General features: G+C 62.4%; 15 protein-coding genes. 6 read left to right on the top strand and 9 right to left on the bottom strand.

The features are described 5' to 3' along the window. Position 1: 1 nt before the first annotated feature. The 5 genes from L9O85_RS12005 to L9O85_RS11985 all read right to left on the bottom strand — a co-directional run bounded on the left by L9O85_RS12005 (position 2) and on the right by L9O85_RS11985 (position 3850). Complete coding sequence (locus L9O85_RS12005; RefSeq protein ID WP_276756679.1) at positions 2 to 811, bottom strand: energy-coupling factor transporter transmembrane component T family protein; 810 nt, start codon at positions 809 to 811, stop codon at positions 2 to 4. Continuing rightward, complete coding sequence (locus L9O85_RS12000) at positions 812 to 1678, bottom strand: energy-coupling factor transporter ATPase (protein ID WP_050623580.1); 867 nt, start codon at positions 1676 to 1678, stop codon at positions 812 to 814. Positions 1679 to 1747: 69 nt separating this feature from the next. Further along, a complete protein-coding gene (locus L9O85_RS11995) occupies positions 1748 to 2008 on the bottom strand; it encodes a hypothetical protein (RefSeq protein WP_050623581.1) in 261 nt (86 codons plus the stop codon). Beyond that, positions 2005 to 2877: an energy-coupling factor transporter ATPase gene (locus tag L9O85_RS11990; RefSeq protein ID WP_050623582.1), complete on the bottom strand. Its 873-nt coding sequence runs from the start codon at positions 2875 to 2877 to the stop codon at positions 2005 to 2007. Before L9O85_RS11990 ends, L9O85_RS11995 begins: the two co-directional genes overlap by 4 nt. A 109-nt stretch (positions 2878 to 2986) precedes the next feature. Beyond that, positions 2987 to 3850: a class I SAM-dependent methyltransferase gene (locus tag L9O85_RS11985; RefSeq protein WP_277117629.1), complete on the bottom strand. Its 864-nt coding sequence runs from the start codon at positions 3848 to 3850 to the stop codon at positions 2987 to 2989. 251 nt (positions 3851 to 4101) lie between these two features. Here L9O85_RS11985 and L9O85_RS11980 point away from each other — a divergent pair, with 251 nt between their 5' ends. Both L9O85_RS11980 and L9O85_RS11975 read left to right on the top strand, forming a co-directional pair. Continuing rightward, a complete protein-coding gene (locus L9O85_RS11980) occupies positions 4102 to 4818 on the top strand; it encodes a hypothetical protein (RefSeq protein WP_276853275.1) in 717 nt (238 codons plus the stop codon). Between the two features lie 599 nt (positions 4819 to 5417). Next, positions 5418 to 5834 carry an RNHCP domain-containing protein gene (locus L9O85_RS11975; protein WP_108980639.1) on the top strand — a complete coding sequence of 139 codons (417 nt, stop codon included), beginning with the start codon at positions 5418 to 5420 and terminating at the stop codon, positions 5832 to 5834. Between the two features lie 51 nt (positions 5835 to 5885). Here L9O85_RS11975 and L9O85_RS11970 read toward each other — a convergent pair whose 3' ends face one another. The 4 genes from L9O85_RS11970 to L9O85_RS11955 form a co-directional block, all read right to left on the bottom strand. After that, positions 5886 to 8135, bottom strand: coding sequence for an S-layer homology domain-containing protein (locus L9O85_RS11970; protein WP_301578726.1), 2250 nt, complete (start codon positions 8133 to 8135; stop codon positions 5886 to 5888). 201 nt (positions 8136 to 8336) lie between these two features. Continuing rightward, positions 8337 to 9749, bottom strand: a complete 1413-nt coding sequence (locus L9O85_RS11965; RefSeq protein ID WP_276756688.1) for a copper amine oxidase N-terminal domain-containing protein — start codon at positions 9747 to 9749, stop codon at positions 8337 to 8339. 177 nt (positions 9750 to 9926) lie between these two features. After that, positions 9927 to 12557, bottom strand: a complete 2631-nt coding sequence (clpB, locus tag L9O85_RS11960; protein ID WP_050623588.1) for an ATP-dependent chaperone ClpB — start codon at positions 12555 to 12557, stop codon at positions 9927 to 9929. Positions 12558 to 12806: 249 nt separating this feature from the next. Next, complete coding sequence (locus L9O85_RS11955; RefSeq protein ID WP_050623589.1) at positions 12807 to 13229, bottom strand: Hsp20/alpha crystallin family protein; 423 nt, start codon at positions 13227 to 13229, stop codon at positions 12807 to 12809. A gap of 231 nt (positions 13230 to 13460) precedes the next feature. On the opposite strand from L9O85_RS11955, the gene L9O85_RS11950 reads away from it, so the two are divergent. The 4 genes from L9O85_RS11950 (at position 13461) to L9O85_RS11935 (ending at position 17473) form a co-directional block, all read left to right on the top strand. Beyond that, on the top strand, positions 13461 to 14450 hold the full coding sequence (locus L9O85_RS11950) for a 2-hydroxyacid dehydrogenase (protein WP_050623590.1): 990 nt from the start codon (positions 13461 to 13463) through the stop codon (positions 14448 to 14450). Positions 14451 to 14466: 16 nt separating this feature from the next. Continuing rightward, positions 14467 to 14925 carry a GNAT family N-acetyltransferase gene (locus tag L9O85_RS11945; RefSeq protein ID WP_108980642.1) on the top strand — a complete coding sequence of 153 codons (459 nt, stop codon included), beginning with the start codon at positions 14467 to 14469 and terminating at the stop codon, positions 14923 to 14925. Between the two features lie 108 nt (positions 14926 to 15033). Continuing rightward, on the top strand, positions 15034 to 15714 hold the full coding sequence (locus L9O85_RS11940; protein ID WP_050623591.1) for a GntR family transcriptional regulator: 681 nt from the start codon (positions 15034 to 15036) through the stop codon (positions 15712 to 15714). 373 nt (positions 15715 to 16087) lie between these two features. Then, positions 16088 to 17473 (top strand): sodium:solute symporter family protein, encoded by a 1386-nt coding sequence (locus tag L9O85_RS11935; protein ID WP_276756692.1) that lies wholly within the window; start codon positions 16088 to 16090, stop codon positions 17471 to 17473. Positions 17474 to 17523 lie beyond the last annotated feature (50 nt).

The raw sequence follows: 17523 nt of genomic DNA, 5'->3' as shown, positions 1-17523 counted from the left end.
CTTACAGCCCGAAGCGGCCCAGCACCCCCACCCCCGCCGTGAGGACCAGGAAGAGCAGGATGACGGCCGCGTCATTGCGCCGGTATTTCAGCTGGCGCAGGCGGGTGCGCCCCTCGCCGCCGTGGTAGCAGCGGCACTCCATGGCGATGGCCAGCTCGTCTGCCCGGCGGAAGGCGGAGATGAACAGGGGGACAAGCAGGGGGACCAGCGCCTTGGCCCGCTGGATCAGGTTGCCCGACTCAAAATCCGCCCCCCTGGCCCGCTGGGCGGACATGATCTTGTCCGTCTCCTCGATCAGCAGGGGGATGAAGCGCAGGGCGATGGACATCATCATGGCCAGCTCATGGACCGGCACATGGATCTTTTTCAGCGGGCCCAGCAGGTTCTCCAGCCCGTCGGTGAGCAGGATGGGGGAGGTGGTGTAGGTCAGCAGGAAGGTGCCGGCAATGAGCATCAGGATGCGGACCACCATGAAGAAGGCGTTGAACACGCCCTCCAGCGTGATGGTGAAGATCCAGAAGCGGACCAGCACCGTGTCCCCCGGCGTGTAGAACAGGTTGAGGATGGCGGTGAAGATGACGATGAACACCACCGGCTTCATGCCCCGGAAAATGGACTTCACCGGCACCTTGGAGACGGCGATGGACACGGCCAGCAGCAGGAACATGATGCCGTAAGTGACAAAGGACTTGGCCAGGAACAGGGCCACGATATACAGCACCACCGCGATCAGCTTGGTGCGGGGGTCCAGGCGGTGGACGATGGAATTGCCGGGGAAGTACTGCCCCAGCGTGATATCCTTCAAAGCCATTTACTCCACCCCCTTTTCCCGAAGCCTGCGCAGAATGGTCTCCTTGGCCTGGGGGATGGTGTAGACGGAGGCGTCGATGTCCACGCCCATGGCCCGCAGGCGGCTGAACACCCGGGTCATCTGGGGCACGCCCAGCCCCATGCGCTCCAGTTCCGCACCGTGGCGGAACACCTCCCGGGGCGGGCCCTGAAAGGGGATGCGGCCGTCGTTGACCACCACCAGCCGGTCCACCGTGCGGGCCACCTCCTCCATGGAGTGGGAGACCAGGATGATGGTGGCATTGTTGGACTGGTGATAGTCCCGGATGTTGCCCAGGATGGACTCCACTCCCACCGGGTCCAGCCCGGCGGTGGGCTCGTCCAGAATGAGCACCCTGGGCTCCATGGCGATGACCCCCGCGATGGCCACCCGCCGCTTCTGGCCGCCGGAGAGCTCAAAGGGGGACTTTTCCAGCTGGTCGTCCCGCAGTCCCACGAAGCGGGCGGCCTCCCGCACCCGGCGGTCCACCTCCCCCTCGTCCAGCCCCATGTTTTTCGGGCCGAAGGAGATGTCCTTGTAGACGGTCTCCTCAAAGAGCTGGTACTCCGGGTATTGGAACACCAGCCCCACCTGGAACCGGGTCTGACGAGTGCGCTTGGCATCCGCCCAGATGTCCTCCCCCTGGAAGAGCACCTGGCCGGAGGTGGGCTTGAGCAGGCCGTTGAGATGCTGGATCAGGGTGGACTTGCCCGAGCCGGTGTGGCCGATGATGCCCAGGTATTCCCCGGCGTAGGCGGTGAAGTCCACTTCCAGCAGCGCCCCCCGCTCGAAGGGGGTGCCGGCGCTGTAAATGTGGGAGAGCTTTTTGGTCTCCAGAATTGCTTCCATCCGTTGTGTTCCATCCTTTTTCAGTGAAGTGGTGCACGCCCCGCGGGGTCGCGCCCGAAAATATCACAGTTACGGCAGGACGCCGGTCTGTTTTGCCAGATCATCCAGCTGGGCCTGGAGATGGCGGGCCTGCATCTCCAGCCGCTTGACCCGCTGCCGGAGGGAGACCAGACACACGACCGCCCACGCGGCGGCCAGAGCGGTCAGTCCCAGCAGTACCGTGGGAAAGCTGTCATCAAACATCTCCAGCAGCAGCCTGGGGGCAGAAAAGACCACCAGAAATGCGGCGATGCCCGCAAAGACCCGGGTGCTTCTCTCTGTACTGTTCATGGCTGGCTTCCTTTCTTTGATGCAGCGTTCAGCAGCTGACAGAGAGCCTGGGCGCACTCCTCGTCGCTGAGGGCGTCCAGGGGGACGTCCAGCCCCTCCTGCCGCAGTTCCCACAGCAGCTGAGTGGTGTCAGGGACAGTGAGCCCCACGGAGCGCAGGCCCTCCACGTCCTGGAACACCTGCCGCGGGGGGCCGTCGGCAATGACCCTGCCCTTGGTCATGACCACCAGCCGGTCGGCCTGGGCGGCCTCATCCATGTGGTGGGTGATCAGGACCACGGTGACCCCCTTCTTCCGGTTCAGATCCCGGATGGTGCGCAGCACCTCGGAGCGGCCGATGGGGTCCAGCATGGCGGTGGGCTCGTCCAGCACAATGCACCGGGGCTGCATGGCGATGACCCCGGCGATGGCCACCCGCTGCTTCTGACCGCCGGAGAGGAGATGGGGAGCGTGCTCCCGGAACTCATACATCCCCACCGCACGCAGGGCGTCGTCCACCCGCTCCCGGATCTCGGCGGGGGGGACCCCCAGGTTCTCCGGTGCGAAGGCTACATCCTCCTCCACCACGTTGGCGACGATCTGGTTGTCCGGGTTCTGGAACACCATGCCCACCGTGCGCCGGATGTCCAGCAGGCGGTCCTCATCCACAGTGTCGATGCCATCCACATACACTTTGCCGCCGCTGGGCAGGAGGATGGCGTTCATGTGCTTGGCGAGGGTGGATTTGCCGCTGCCGTTGTGGCCCAGAACAGCCACAAAAGTGCCCTCCTGGATGGACAGGTCCACCCCGTCCAGCACAACGGGGGCGACGCCCTCGGCGGAGGTGTAGGAGAAGCGGAGAGCTTCCGCGCGGATGATCGCGTCTTTCAATCAAAACACCCCTTGTTTTGAGTCAGGAATGAGAAGTTGGCAATTGAGAATTTTTTTCGGGAGCTGGAGAGGGCGGCAGTAAACGGCCGCGCCCATAACTCCTAACTGGTCAAGATCTGATCCAGCGCCCGGTGGCGCCGCAGGGGAGGACCAGGCCGCTCTCGGTGACGGGGAGGCCCAGCTCCTGGCTGTCGGTGCGGCCGCCGAATTTCCGGGAGAGCAGGGTCTCCAGGATATAGGTGACTACGCTGGGGGCCAGACCGGTGGTATAGGAGTTGAGGATCACAAACAGGGGCTGGTCGGACAGCACCCCCCGCACCAGCTCCACAAAGGGGTAGAGGTTCTCCTCCAGCCGCCACACCTCGCCGGTGGGGCCCCGTCCGTAGCTGGGGGGGTCCATGATAATGGCATCGTACTGCCGGCCCCGGCGGATCTCACGTTCCACGAATTTGGCGCAGTCATCCACGATCCAGCGGATAGGAGCGTCCTCCAGTCCAGAGCTCCTGGCATTCTCCCGGGCCCAGGACACCATGCCCCGGGCGGCGTCTACATGGCACACGCTGGCCCCGGCGGCGGCGCAGGCCACCGTGGCTCCGCCGGTGTAGGCGAACAGATTGAGCACCCGGATGGGCCGTCCCGCCCGCCGGATCTGCTCTTGGGCAAAGTCCCAGTTGGCCGCCTGCTCCGGGAAGAGGCCGGTGTGCTTGAAATTCATGGGCTTGATGTTGAAGGTGAGGCCGCCGTAGCGGATGGTCCAGCGCTCCGGCATGTCCTTCTTCTCCCACTGCCCCCCGCCGGAGGAGGAGCGGGCATACCGCCCGTGGGGATGCTTCCAGCCCCGATGGGTCCGGGGCGTGTTCCAGATGGCCTGGGGGTCTGGCCGCACCAGCAGCTGGTCCCCCCAGCGCTCCAGCTTCTCCCCACGGCCGCAGTCGATGAGCTCATAGTCCGTCCACCGGTCGGAAACCCACATAACAGGCACACACCTCTCTGGATAAGATCACTTCAAAATAAAACTATAATAGTATATCATCCGCCTCCCCCTCCGTCAATGAAAAGGAAGGGGAAATTCCCCCGTTTTTGTGGAGAAAAGGGGAGGAGAGGAGTGGCTTTTTTCCAAAACAGAGGGCCAGGGTTGTGTTTTTCCTCCGCCTGTGATAGAATCAGACAAAGTCAGACAAAACCATCCGCTCCCGTCCGGGGACGGAGAAAACGAGGTGCCCCATGGACCATCAGTTCAGAAACGCCGTCTTCGGCGGCTTTAACCGGCAGGATGTGCTGGATTATTTGGAGACCCTGGCCCGGGAGAATGCCCAGAAGCGCCAGGAGCTGGAGCAGAGCATCGGCCGGGCCGAAGGGGAGCGGGACGAGCTCCGCGCCCAGAAGCAGGCGCTGGAGGAGCAGAAGCGGGCCCTGGAGGGGGAGAAGGAAGAACTGCTGCGCAGCGTGCAGCGCAGTCAAAGCGAACTGGCCGCCCTCCGCACCCAACTGGGCGAGCGGGAGCAGACCGCCCGACAGACGCAGCAGGCCCTGGAGGAGAGCCGCCGGGAGGCGGAGGCGCTGCGGGAGCAGGTGGCCCGGCTGGAGCCGGACGCGGCTGCCTACGCCGCGGTGAAGGACCGCTCCGCCGGGGTGGAGCTGGAGGCCCACCGCAGGGCCCAGGGGGTGCTGGACCAGGCCAACAGCCAGGCCCGGCATCTGCGCCAGCAGATGGAGCAGTGGATGACCCGGGTGGGCCGGGAGTACGACGCCCTGCGCACCGAGGTGGAGGCCACTATCTCCCACGCCGCCGATCAGCTGGACAAGGCGGGAAAGTGCCTGGAGCAGGTGTCCGCCCTGCTCTCCGACCAGGACGTGGCTCTGGAGGAGCTCTCCCGTGCCTATGACAGCACCGCCCCGGACAAGGTGCCCGCCCCGGTTCCGCTGGAAGAGGAGCCCTGAGCTCTCTGTCGTGTGACGCTGCGCCCGGCACTCCAGCCTTCCCCTGGGGGAAGGTGGCGCGGCGTATGCCGAGACGGATGAGGGGGCGTCTTTTCGCCGGGCCGATCAATATAGGACGGGAGAGTCTGAGATTTGCACCTGTCCGCCCCGGTCACTGAATGATCTCATGTGGGAAAAAACAGACCGCGGGAGCCGTATTCCCTGATCGGCCCGCTTTCTGCGCTCCTCATTTGACAAAGGGGGAGGGCTGTGCTATACTGTCACCGATTTTAAGAAAAGGGTGGTGGCTTGATGTCGGCGATCCGCTGAAAACAGGACAAGAAAGACCTGGTTCTCATCTTTTGCTGGGATGGGCCGTCTTGCTGTACCTATTTTGCGGATCGATCATCAAGCTGTCTCCGAAGGGAGGGGGAGCTTTGCCGCGCCTGTCAGGCGGCAGGGTCCCCTAAGCAGCCGGAGGGATGGCTGCTGCCGCAATATGGGAAAACGGATGGCCCGGGACCAGCGGGGCCATCCATTTTTTGTTGTCCTGAACAGAAGACGTGCAGGCCGGCCGTGCCGGCACTGTCATGATATTTGATGAGATGAGGGACCAAACCATGAATCGGGAACATAAAAGACAGAAATACGAAAAAGGATATTATAAGACCCACCCCTGTACAGACAGCTTCACCTGCAAGGCGTGCGGCCGCCTGGTGGTATCGGATGGGGCCGGGAGCGGCCACCGGAACCACTGCCCCAACTGCCTGTCCAGCCTCCACCTGGACAACGAACCGGGAGACCGGGCATCAGACTGCGGCAGCGTCATGGATGCGGTGGCGGTGTGGGTGAGGAAGAACGGGGAATGGGCAGTGATCCACCGCTGCCGGCGCTGCGGCGCACTGAGTTCCAACCGCGTGGCGGCGGACGACAGCCCCATGAAGCTCATGTCCATTGCCATGAAGCCCCTGTGCCTCCCGCCCTTTCCGCTAGAGAGGATCGAGGAGCTGACTGAGCTGATGGGTGAAACGATTTGAGGAAAACGCGAAGGACGCCGCGGGCTCAGCCCACGGCGTCCTCTTTTTTCATCAGGCGTAGACAAAGTTGGCCAGCATGACGGACAGCTCCCCCCGGGTGACGGCCCCCTCGGGGTCCAGCCGCCCGTCTGGCTGTCCGGCCAGGATGCCCTGCTCCAGGGCCCAGGCCACGGCGGCAGCCCCCTCCCCGGAGAGCTCTCCGCCGTCCGGATAGGCCATCAGTGCCCCGGTGTCCGTCAGGGCCTCGGCACCCAGAGTGAGGGCAAAGCGGTAGAGGACCAGGGCCACGTCCTCCCGGGTCATGTCCTGCTGGGGCAGGAGCGCATCCTCACGGACCAGCCCGGCGGAGAGGGCGAAGTTGGCCCCGCCGGCATACCACGCCCCGTCCCAGGGACCGGACAGCTGGGGGGCGCCGGCCACCTGCCAGAGCACGGTGAGCAGCTCCGCCCAGGTCACGCCGCTGTCCGGGCGGAAGTTGCCGGCCTCATCCCCGGAAAAGAGGCCGGAGGAGGCGCAGGTCAGGGCGTAGCGGGCAGACCAGTGGCCCGTCAGGTCGGGAAAGGACAGACCGCAGATCTCCCGATAGAAATACTGCTCCACCGCCTCCAGGACATCCTGAGCGGCACCGGGCTGGAGCATGTCTGTGAGACCCGCCTGAGCGACGGCGTCCCGGTAGCCGGCTGTGTCTGTCTGGGCCACCAGGGCCAGATAGGTGTCGGCGGCGGCATCGAAGTCCTCCGCGGAGTCCACAAGGAGCTCCAGGGAATTGAGAACAGAAGTCACATAGCTGATGGTGTAGCAGGGCTGTTCAAACAGCTGGGAGTTGGCGGCCCAGTCATAGGCCTCCTCCCCGCCGATGGAGTAGAGGAAGCCGTAGGACTCCGAGATAGAGCGGTAGAGCCGGTTCATCCCGGACACCGTGAGGCCGTCCGCCTGATAGACCGCCTGCTCAAACTCGTCGTACATGCAGAAGTACAGCATCCCCAGCAGGTCGGAGAGAATGGCCACCCGGTAGGCGTCCCCGCCCGCCTGGCCCGCCAAGCTGTCAGCAAAGGTGAGGTACAGGGCCTCCAGCCCCTGAGAGTGGGTCTCGGCCACGTCGTAGCAGAACTGCTCATCCTCAGCCAGGCAGTGGTTGGCGAAGTGGCCGAACTCGTGGATCAGGGTCTTTACGTCCAGATAGCTGCCCTGGGCGGAGCTGAGGATATAGGCAGAGCGATAGGCGGGCAGGCTGACAGTGACGCCCAGCGTGCTGGAGCTGGCCAGTATGTCCAGATCGTAGAGACCGTTGTCCCGCATATAGCCGTACAGTTCCCTGTATTCGCTGGAGACTGCATCCATATAGGGCTCCACAGCGTCCAGCACCTCCTCCTGGGTCATGTCCTCCAGGGAGGAGAGCCGGACGGGGGACAGGGAGCTGAGGCGGGACTGGGCGATCAGCAGTTCGGACTCCAGACGGGGCAGAAGGGCCTTGACCGCGCGATGGAGGAGGGCGGCCTCCTCCGGCGTATAGTCCCGGCCGTAGACAGTCTGATAGGCGTACTGGACATAGTCATCATAGCCCTTGGAGGCGGCGTACTGATTGCGCACCTTTACCAGCTCCAGGTAGATAGGGGCGAGGACCCCATTGCGGACGGCGGCCAGCTCCCCCACCAGGGTCAGATAGGCATCCTCCTCCAGTGAGCCCACCAGATAGGCGGCGTCCGCCTGGGCACGGGTCCAGGTCCTGCCGCCGGACTGGACAGAGGGCTCCTGGACCACCGCCTCCCAGTATTCGTTGACCAGAGCAGTCTCACGCTCCAGCAGGGCCAGCTCCTCCCACGTATTGGGAGAGGTGGACAGGAGGGACTGAGCCTGCCCTTCCCCCAGCAGCCGGGCCAGAACGGAGCCGTAGGCGCTGTTCAGCACCTCCTGGACGGCGGAGAGGTAGTCGCTCTCCGCCTGACCGCAGACGGAGCTGTAACGGACATACTCCTGGGTGCAGGAGGCGGGGGAGCGCATATAGTCCAGGGAGCAGAAGTAGTACTCGGTGAGCAGCTCGTTGAAGCGGTCCGTCATCCTGGACAGCAGAGAGAGGACCGAGCGCTCTGAGGCATCCTCCTCCCGAACGGCGGTCAGAAGTGCCTGCCGGGCCGCATCAAAGCTGCTGGGGTCGGCGGGGCTCCAGTCCTGGGCCGAGGCGGGGACCGGCTCCGGGAAGTCCGGGAAGAACTCGGTCTCCCGGGCCAGGGCCGCCGGAGCGAGCAGCGAGACAGACAGAAGGAGGGAGAGCAGGAGTGGCAGAAGACGGCCGCACTTCATAGAGATGCCTCCAATACAGACGATTTCGGGCCCGGAAGCCTGTCTCCATCCTATCATATCCGGGGTGGAAAGACAAGCGCCAGGCCAAGGGGCAGAGCTGAAAAATACGCCGCGGAAGGGGAAAACAGCGTCAAAAAGGCCCGCTCCCGTATGAGAGATGTCACACGGGAGCGGGCCGGGGGCTGATGGTCCGGGGGCGGCTCAGACGGAGACCGGATCCATCTCAACGGTCAGCTGCTCCATCAGGTCCACCACGTCGGCGCCGGCGGGGGGCTGGGTCTGGGGCTGGGTGCTGGAGGCGGAGTAGGTGCCGTCCATCGTCACGGTGTAGGTGAAGCCGGGAATGGAGACGCCGGAGGCCTCGTCGATGACGGCGGGCGTGCTCATCTCCATGGTCATAGCCAGCTCTTTGCCCTTCATGGAGGCGTCCACGGACACAATGGCCCCCTCCTGGTCCGCCTTCATGGTCATGGAATAGCCGGTGACCTTGGAGTCGGAGGTGAACAGAGTAAAGGTGATGTCCATGTCCTCTGCCTGGGTGGTGGAGATATAAGTGGTCCCCTTCTGTTCCAGGGCACTGTCGGAGAACATGCTGTTATAAAGAGCCAGGAGATCACGAGTGGTCATGGAGGCGGAGGTGAGGGGGACCTCCCGCAGGATAAGGGCCAGAGAGTCGGCAAAGCTCATGTCCTGAGCGGCCCGGGCCATGAGCAGGAGGTCGGTGTAGTCCAGGCCGGTCTGGAGGGAGAGCTGGTCCATCATGGACTTCAGATCCATCTTAAACCACAGGCCGGTGACGCTGGGATCGGACATCTGGGTCAGTGCATCGGAGGAAAAGTAGAACAGGCCCTCCTCCAGGTCGCCCCGCAGTTCCAGGTCGATGGGATCGATCTGGGCGGATACCTCAGCATCAGGAGCGGACAGTTCCATATCCAGCTCTGTGCTGAACTGGAAAGCGGAGCTGTCGCTCTGGAGCATGGAGTAATCTCCCTGGATGCCGCCGGTCATGAGGGAGGAGAGCTCCATCTCCACTGCCAGACTGCCCTCCACCTTGCAGGTGCCGCCGGTCAGATCCCGGGTGTACTCCAGATACCGGTCCATCATGGCGTAGGTCTCGGAGTTGGCGGCCAGGATGGCATCTACGTCGTCGATGATGACAGTAGAAGTCTGGGCATCCCAGCCTACGTTGTACCCCAGGGCACCGGCCACCAGTCCCACGGGGACGTAGGTGCGGGAGGAGGCGGCGTCGATGAAGGGAGCGGCATCGGTGGTGATGGTGTCCGTCTCAGCGGCGTTCTCCTGCCCACGGGTCACAGTGAGCTCCTTCTGGTCGATGGTCAGGGTGATGGAGGTGTCATCCTTGGCCGCGGTGACACTGCGGGTGGCGGCGTCCCAGGTGATATCCCCCTGGGCGAAGCCCAGGGCGTCAAAGGTCTCCACCATGGGCAGGAAAGAACGGCCGTCCTTCAGCAGGGGGGCGGCGTCGGTAAAGGTGACGGCCTCCCCATTGACCAGGACGGAGAAATCCCCCTCCTGGGCTGCGGAGGCGGGCAGGCAGAGCGCCAGAAGAAGGGCGCCGGCGCACAGGGCGGTGCGGAACGCGCGGTTTAACATGACAGATCCACTCCTTAAAATTGACATGGGCCGCCAGGCGGCCCGAAAGCCGAGCTTTTTTCCGGTCTCAATATACCATATCCGGGGGGAAAAGACAAGGAGCGAGAGGGAGAAGGAAGAAAAAATCCGGCGCGGGCCCGCAGGTCCGCGCCGAAAAAAGGAGGAATAGGGGAGGAATCAGGCGTCGATGACCTCGCCGGTGAGCACCTCCCGGCTGTCCACGGTGAGCTGTCCATCCCGGCAGTCCACGGTGATGCGGGAGCCGGGCTCCACCTGGTCGGCAATGATCTTCTTGCTGATAAGGGTCTCCACCGTATGCTGGAGATAGCGGCGCAGGGGCCGGGCGCCGTAGATGGGGTCGTAGGCGCTGGCAATGATCTCCTCCTTGGCCGCGGGGGTGAGGACCACGGTGAGCTGTTTGTCCTCCAGCCGGCGGTTCAGGTCGGCGGCCATCAGATCGATGATATGGGTCACGTTGTCCTTTGTCAGGGGCTTGTAAAACACGATCTCATCCAGCCGGTTGAGAAACTCCGGGCGGAAGGACCGCTTGAGCAGATCGCTGACCTGCTCCCGGGCCTCCTGGCTGATCTCCCCCCGGCTGTCGATGCCGTCCAGCAGGAACTGGCTGCCCAGGTTGGAGGTAAGAATGATGATAGTGTTCTTGAAATCCACGGTGCGGCCTTGACTATCTGTAATACGACCGTCGTCCAATACTTGAAGTAATATATTGAATACGTCCGGGTGGGCCTTTTCCACCTCATCAAAGAGGATAACGGAGTAGGGTTTCCGCCGCACCGCTTCAGTGAGCTGGCCGCCTTCCTCATAGCCCACATATCCGGGAGGAGCCCCGATGAGCCGGGACACGGAGAATTTCTCCATATACTCGCTCATGTCGATGCGAACCAGGTTCTTCTCGCTGTCGAACAGGGCCTCAGCCAAGGTCTTGGCCAGTTCGGTCTTACCAACGCCGGTGGGGCCCAGGAACAGGAAGGAGCCAATGGGCTTGTTGGGGTCAGCGATGCCGGCCCGGCTGCGGAGGATGGCCTCGGACACCAGGCGTACCGCCTCGTCCTGGCCCACCACCCGCTGGTGGAGGATGTCCTCCAGGTGAAGCAGCTTCTCACGCTCCCCCTCCATGAGCCGGGAGACGGGGATTCCGGTCCACCGCTCGATGATGCGGGCGATCTCCTCCTCGGTGACCTTGTCCCGCAGCAGGGAACGCTGCCGCCCCTCATTGGCGATCTGCTCCTCCGCCTCCAGGGCCTTTTTCAGCTCGGGGATGCGGCCGTACTGGAGCTGGGCGGCCCGCTCCAGGTCGTACTCCCGCTGGGCCTTCTCCAGCTGGGCGTTGGCCTCCTCCAGCTCCTCCCTGAGCTTCTGGACCTTGCCAATGGCGTTCTTCTCGTTCTCCCACTGGGCTTTCTTGGCGTTGAACTCATCCCGCATGTCGGAGAGCTCCTTCTGGATCTCCGACAGATGCTCCTGGGACAGCTTATCTGTCTCTTTTTTCAGAGCGGCCTCCTCGATCTCGTGCTGGATGATCTTCCGCTGGATGACGTCCAGCTCGGTGGGCATGGAGTCGATCTCGGTGCGGATCATGGCGCAGGCCTCATCCACCAGATCGATAGCCTTGTCGGGGAGGAAGCGGTCAGTGATATAGCGGTTGGAGAGAGTGGCGGCGGCGATGATGGCCCCGTCGGTGATCTTGACGCCGTGATAGACCTCGTACCGCTCCTTCAGGCCGCGGAGGATGGCGATGGCATCCTCCACCGTGGGCTCATTCACCATGACAGGCTGGAAGCGGCGCTCCAGAGCGGCGTCCTTTTCAATATACTGCCGGTACTCGTTGAGGGTCGTGGCGCCGATACAGTGCAGCTCTCCCCGAGCCAGCATGGGCTTGAGGAGATTGCCCGCATCCATGGAGCCCTCCGTCTTGCCCGCCCCTACGATGGTGTGCAGCTCGTCGATAAAGAGGATGATACGCCCCTCGGACTTCTTCACCTCGTTGAGGACGGCCTTCAGCCGCTCCTCAAACTCGCCCCGGTACTTGGCCCCGGCGATGAGGCTGCCCATATCCAGGGAGAAGATGGTCTTGTCCTTCAAACTGTTGGGCACGTCTCCCTTCACGATCCGCTGGGCCAGTCCCTCGGCAATGGCGGTCTTACCCACGCCGGGCTCCCCGATAAGGACGGGATTGTTTTTGCTCTTGCGGGAGAGGATGCGGATGACATTGCGGATCTCGTCGTCCCGGCCGATGACCGGGTCCAGCTTGTTCTGGCGGGCCCGTTCCACCAAGTCGGTGCCGTACTTCTTCAGGGCGTCATAGGTCTCCTCAGGGTTGTCACTGGTGACCCGCTGGTTGCCCCGGACAGAGGTCAGGGCCTGCATCACTTTTTCCCGGGTGACGTTGTAGGTGCGGAACAGCTCCTTCAGGGCGCTGTTGGCACTGTCCAGCAGGCCCAGCAGGATGTGCTCCACAGAGATATACTCATCCTTCATGGACGCCGCGGCGGACTCGGCGGATTTCAGGGCACGGTCCACGTCCTGAGCCACATAGACCTTGTCCGCCTCCCGGCCTCCACCGGAGACCCGGGGCAGCTTCTCCACCTCGTGCTGGACGGCGGCCTGGAAGCTGGGGAGGGTCAGGCCCATATTGGTGAGCAGCTGGGGGATCAGCCCCTCGCCGTCCTGGACCAGCGCCATGAGCAGATGGGCCTGCTCGATCTGCTGGTGCCCGTACTCCAGGGCGATGTCTTGGGCGCCCTGAATGGCGGCCAACGATTTCTGGGTAAATTGATTCATATTCATAAAAGGAACACCTCCTAGATCCGATCTATATTGATTCTTAAACTTTAGCACTCGATAAACTTAACTGCTAAAATTAGTATAGAGCCATTGGACAAGATTTGCAAGTCTTTTTTCAAGTTTCCATACTTTTGTGTGCTGCGTCCTGCAGGGGCACACAAACTGAAAATTGAGTTTTGGAAGAAACGCGATTTGGAAAAGAGTCAGGCGGAGCCGGTACGCCGGCTCCGCCTGACCGCGGCTGGGGAGACCTCACTGGATCTGGATCTTGTGGCACTGGGGAAGGACCTCCTGCCGCTTGGGCAGAATGAGCTCCAGCACCCCGTCCTGATAGGAGGCCCGGATGGCGTCCTCCTGGATGCCGTCCAGGGTGAAGGACCGGGAGAAGCTGCCGGTGCGGCGCTCCCGGCAGATGTAGTTGTCGGCGGCGGTGCGGTCATCGGCCTGGTGCTTGGCGGAGATGGTGAGCACGCCGTCCTTTACATCCAGATCGATGTCCTCCTTGCGGAAGCCGGGCAGGTCGGCCTGGAGCAGGTAGTGGGCGCCCTCGTCCCGGATATCAGTGCTGAAGACCGGCGTGCGGCGGCCGCTCTCGCCGAACATGCTGCGCTCCAACTCGTCAAACAGATCCATCATGCTGCTGTTGCTGCGGCGGGTGTAGGGGATCATATACATAAGTCAAAACTCCTTTCGGTCCCGGGCGGAGCATCCTCCGGCCCGGGCCTCTCTGAACTTTGGCTTTATTATAGTGAGGGATTATGAATTTTTTGTTACACAGATGTGTCACAAGTGTAAATATTAGCACTCAATAAATAAGAGTGCTAATATTTTGCAGAAAGGCTCCCCTTGTATTGGCGAAAAACGGGTGGTATAATTGTCATACAATTAAAATAAGGAGGGCACCCCATGAAGATATTAGTTTTTGGCCCCAGAGACCGCTATGACGTGTACCGGCCCCCATTTGCGGATGAGATGCCGGTGGAGCTGGTGTTCCGCCGCCCGGACCAGACCTATGTCCAGGCGGCCCAGGAAAATGCGGACGCGAGGATCATTTTTGTGGATGCCATCACGGATGTGGGTCCCGATGTGATGGACCAGCTTCCAGAGCTGAAGATGATCCACTCTGAGGGTGTAGGGTACAACTGCATCGACTGCCAGGCCGCCCGGGAGCGGGGGATCTATGTGTGCAACAATAAGGGGTGCAACGCGGAATCGGTGGCGGAGCACACCATCATGCTGATGCTGATGGCTCTGCGCTTCGGCATCCCTGGACACAACGCGGTCATCCAGGGGCAACAGATCCAGATGAAGCAGAAGGCCATCGCCGCCCACGCCCCCGGCCTGTTCCAGTGTGCGGTGGGGTTGGTGGGCTTTGGAGACACCGCCCAGGCCACCGCCCGGCGGCTGGCCAGCTTCGGCTGCAAGCTATACTATTACACCCGCCACCGCCGTCCGCCTCAGGTGGAGGAGGACTTTGGGGTGACCTATCTGCCTCTGGAGGAGCTGACCGCCCAGTGCGACATCATCTCGCTCCACTGCGCGGTCACCGACGAGACCCGGGAGATGGTGGATGGGGCCTTCCTGGCCCGGATGAAGCCCAACTCCATCTTGGTCAACTGCGGCCGGGGCGACCTGGTGGACAACCAGGCCCTGCGGAAGGCACTCATAGACGGGACCATCCGGGGCGCGGCGCTGGATACTATTTTCCCGGAGCCCACCCCCGGCGACCACCCTCTGGTGGACCTGCCGCCGGAGGTCAGAGATCGGGTGGTTTACAGCTCCCACCTGGGGGGCAGCTCCGGGGGGGCTTTTGCCAAGGCGCATCTGACCATGTGGACCAACGCCCGGCATATTTTGAACGGAGAGCGGCCCACCAACGTGGTCAACGGGCTGTAAGAGGGGGGGCGGCATTATGATCCGGGCTCTCCGTCCGGAGGATCTGGACCAGGTGATGCAGATCTGGCTGGACGCCAACCTGGAAGCCCACTGCTTTCTTCCTGAGAGCTATTGGTGCGACCATATGGAGGAGGTGCGGGCGGCGCTGCCCGCCGCCCAGGTGTTCGTCTATCAGGACTGGGAGGGGCTCCAGGGCTTTGCGGGACTGACCGGCGACTATCTGGCGGGGCTCTTCGTCCGGCGTGCCGCCCGGTCCAGGGGAATCGGGCGGGCGCTGCTGGAGCGGGCCAAGGAGGGGCGGGAGAGCCTGACACTCCACGTGTACCGGGAGAACAGCCCGGCGGTCCGCTTTTACCAGCGGGAGGGCTTTGCCATCCGGGCCGCGGAGCGGGAGGAGAACACCGGCCGGGAAGAGTACCATATGGAGTGGCACAGGGGAGGACAGCACCTTCCACCGCGGCGCGGGGAGCCTTGATCCGCTAAGACCCCGCTGCCCCGGGAGCAGGTACGTAGCTCCGCTTGACACCGGGCGTCCGGGGATGGTAAGATGGGGAAAAGCTGGCATGGGACGGGAGGAGAGCTTATGGCAGAGGAGCTGTTTGGCGGACAGGATGTGGGGGCCACGCCCTCTTATAAAGAACAGGCATACCGCCTGATCAAGGAGGCGATCCTCTTCAACCGGTTTCGGGTAGGGGCCATCTACTCCCAGGACGACATCTGCAAGGAGCTGGGCATCAGCCGAACCCCGGTGCGGGAGGCTCTGCTGGAGCTCCAGAAGGACGGCTATGTCTCCTTCTCCCGGGGCAAGGGGGTGCAGGTGGTGCCGGTGTCTGACCGGGACGCCCGGGACATCCTGGAGACCCGGATGTATATCGAGTGCATCAACGCGAAGCTGGCGGCGAACCGTGCTGCCCAGCGGGACCTTCAGGCCATGCGGGAGAGCCTGGACCGCCTCCGGGACCAGCTCTCCACCAGGGATGGGCAGCACCTGTACCGCCTGGACCACATCTTCCACCGGGCAGTGGCGGCGGCCACTCAGAACCGCCTGCTCTACCGGGAGTGCGAGCTGCTCCTGGACCACTATCTCCGGTTTGAGGTCAAGTCGGTGTATAACAACTCCATCGACGCCAAGATCGTCTTTGATGAGCATGTGGCCATCTGCGATGCCATCGCGGAAGGGAGCGCCGAGCGGGCAGAGCAGGCCATGGCCCGACACCTGACCAACTCCTACCGCCGCACCGTCAGCCGTTTCTGGGCGGAATAGTGGAAGAAAACATGGACGGCCGTGTCCCAGGAGGATGCGGCCGTTTGACTTGTCTGAATATGTAAATATATCCCATATAAAATGTTTTCAACCAGAGCTCGAAAAAGTTCTTGACATTGCCCCTAAAATATCTTATGATAAGGCCATAAAACAAGTGTATTGGAGAGCGAACAGAATAGCGGTTCTGCGCGCTCTCCTTTTTTAGAACTCAAGTAATATATTACATATTTAATAAAACAGGAAAAATGTAATATGTTGCAAGGGGAGGGCACAGGCAGGTTTGAGCAGCTGCGGTGGGCGGTATCTGTTCCGCATCCGGAGGCGGGGCGGCGCCGGCATCCGCTGCAAATAAACAAAAGGGAGAGAGAACCGTATGTTAATCGCAACATGGATCGTGACCTTTGTCATTATCGTGGGGATCGGTGTCTGGTCCGGCACCAAGATCAAAAGTGCCAACCAGTGGTCGGGCGGTGACAAGACCATGGGCCCCCTGACTCTGGGCTGTGTCTTTGCTGCCTGGCAGATTGGCGGCATGGCCGTGGTAGGGGCGGCTCAGAACGGCTACACCCTGGGCATCTCCGGGGCCTGGTACTCCATCGCCGGCTCCTTCTACTTCATCGCGCTGGCCCTGTTCGCCAAGCTGATCCGCAACAACATGCCCGGCGACTCGGTGCCCATCTATCTGCAAAAGCGCTTCGACACCAAGACCAGCCGCCTGTACTCCTACGCCTGGATCGTCTACGGCTTCCTGTACATCCCCTATCAGCTCAAGACCGTGGCTTCCATCATCCAGATCGCCATCCCCGGTCTGAACATCACGCTGGCCATGCTCATCGGCCTGACCATCGCCGTGATCTACACCAGCTTCTCCGGCATGCGGGGCATGTCCGCTGTGGGGCGCATCGTATGCTTCGGCATCTACATCCTGCTCATTGCCTTCGTGCTCATGACGCTGCCCAAGTTCGGCGGCTTCACCGTGATGCTCTCTGAACTTCCCGCAGAGTACTCCTCCATGGGCAATATGCCCACCCAGCGCATCATCGCCTGGATCCTGGGCGGCTGCCTGTCCACCGCAGTGATGCAGTCCGTGCTCCAGCCCCTGCTGGCCGCAAAGAGCGCTTCCGCCGCCCGCACCGGCTCTATCCTGGGCTATGTGCTGGCTGCCCCCATCTGCCTGCTCACCGCCACCTGCGGCATCTTTGCCAAGGCGTCCGGTGCGGACCTGGGCGACGGTGCCACCGCATTTGCCTACTCCATCAAGACCTTCAGCAATCCGGCTTTCGCTGGGATCATTTTTGCCTTTGCCACCATGATCATCGCGGCTACCATGGCCACCATGATGCTGGCCACAGGCACCATCATTACCAATGTCTATAAAAACGACATCAATCCCAACGTGGACGACGCCAAGCTGCTGAAGCTGTCCAAGATCATCACCTTCGTCTTTGCCTACCTGACTCTGATCCCTGCGGTCATCATGCCCAGCGCCGCCCTCACCAACCTGTTCCTCACCCTGCAGCACGTGGCCGCCGCCCCGGTGAGCTTCGCCATCCTGGTGGGCCTGACCTGGAAGCGCTGCACCCGGCAGGGGGCCTTCTGGGCCATGGCCAGCGGCATGGTGGTAGGTGTGGCCTGGATGCTGCTGGGCCTGACCGACACACTGGAGGCGGTCTACCCCACAGTGCTGGTCAGCTATACAGTGGGTGTTGTGGTATCTCTGGCGACCAGTAAAAAGATGCATGGTTTGGCGAAGGAATAATAGAATCCGAACAAGACTCGATGAAAACACTGTCCGGCGCGGCCGGGAAG

Origin of the sequence: Lawsonibacter asaccharolyticus, from assembly GCF_022453915.1 — a bacterium.
GTDB lineage: Bacteria > Bacillota > Clostridia > Oscillospirales > Oscillospiraceae > Lawsonibacter > Lawsonibacter asaccharolyticus.
Note: the sequence above shows the minus strand (reverse complement) of the source record. Positions and strands in the feature narration are given on the sequence as shown.

What these genes read in the sequence shown, in the direction of transcription:
- L9O85_RS12005 (WP_276756679.1), bottom strand. Translation starts at nt 811, where the DNA reads ATGGCTTTGAAGGATATCACGCTGGGGCAGTACTTCCCCGGCAATTCC.
- L9O85_RS12000 (WP_050623580.1), bottom strand. Translation starts at nt 1,678, where the DNA reads ATGGAAGCAATTCTGGAGACCAAAAAGCTCTCCCACATTTACAGCGCC.
- L9O85_RS11995 (WP_050623581.1), bottom strand. Translation starts at nt 2,008, where the DNA reads ATGAACAGTACAGAGAGAAGCACCCGGGTCTTTGCGGGCATCGCCGCA.
- L9O85_RS11985 (WP_277117629.1), bottom strand. Translation starts at nt 3,850, where the DNA reads ATGTGGGTTTCCGACCGGTGGACGGACTATGAGCTCATCGACTGCGGC.
- L9O85_RS11980 (WP_276853275.1), top strand. Translation starts at nt 4,102, where the DNA reads ATGGACCATCAGTTCAGAAACGCCGTCTTCGGCGGCTTTAACCGGCAG.
- L9O85_RS11975 (WP_108980639.1), top strand. Translation starts at nt 5,418, where the DNA reads ATGAATCGGGAACATAAAAGACAGAAATACGAAAAAGGATATTATAAG.
- L9O85_RS11970 (WP_301578726.1), bottom strand. Translation starts at nt 8,135, where the DNA reads ATGAAGTGCGGCCGTCTTCTGCCACTCCTGCTCTCCCTCCTTCTGTCT.
- L9O85_RS11965 (WP_276756688.1), bottom strand. Translation starts at nt 9,749, where the DNA reads ATGTTAAACCGCGCGTTCCGCACCGCCCTGTGCGCCGGCGCCCTTCTT.
- clpB (WP_050623588.1), bottom strand. Translation starts at nt 12,557, where the DNA reads ATGAATATGAATCAATTTACCCAGAAATCGTTGGCCGCCATTCAGGGC.
- L9O85_RS11955 (WP_050623589.1), bottom strand. Translation starts at nt 13,229, where the DNA reads ATGTATATGATCCCCTACACCCGCCGCAGCAACAGCAGCATGATGGAT.
- L9O85_RS11950 (WP_050623590.1), top strand. Translation starts at nt 13,461, where the DNA reads ATGAAGATATTAGTTTTTGGCCCCAGAGACCGCTATGACGTGTACCGG.
- L9O85_RS11945 (WP_108980642.1), top strand. Translation starts at nt 14,467, where the DNA reads ATGATCCGGGCTCTCCGTCCGGAGGATCTGGACCAGGTGATGCAGATC.
- L9O85_RS11940 (WP_050623591.1), top strand. Translation starts at nt 15,034, where the DNA reads ATGGCAGAGGAGCTGTTTGGCGGACAGGATGTGGGGGCCACGCCCTCT.
- L9O85_RS11935 (WP_276756692.1), top strand. Translation starts at nt 16,088, where the DNA reads ATGTTAATCGCAACATGGATCGTGACCTTTGTCATTATCGTGGGGATC.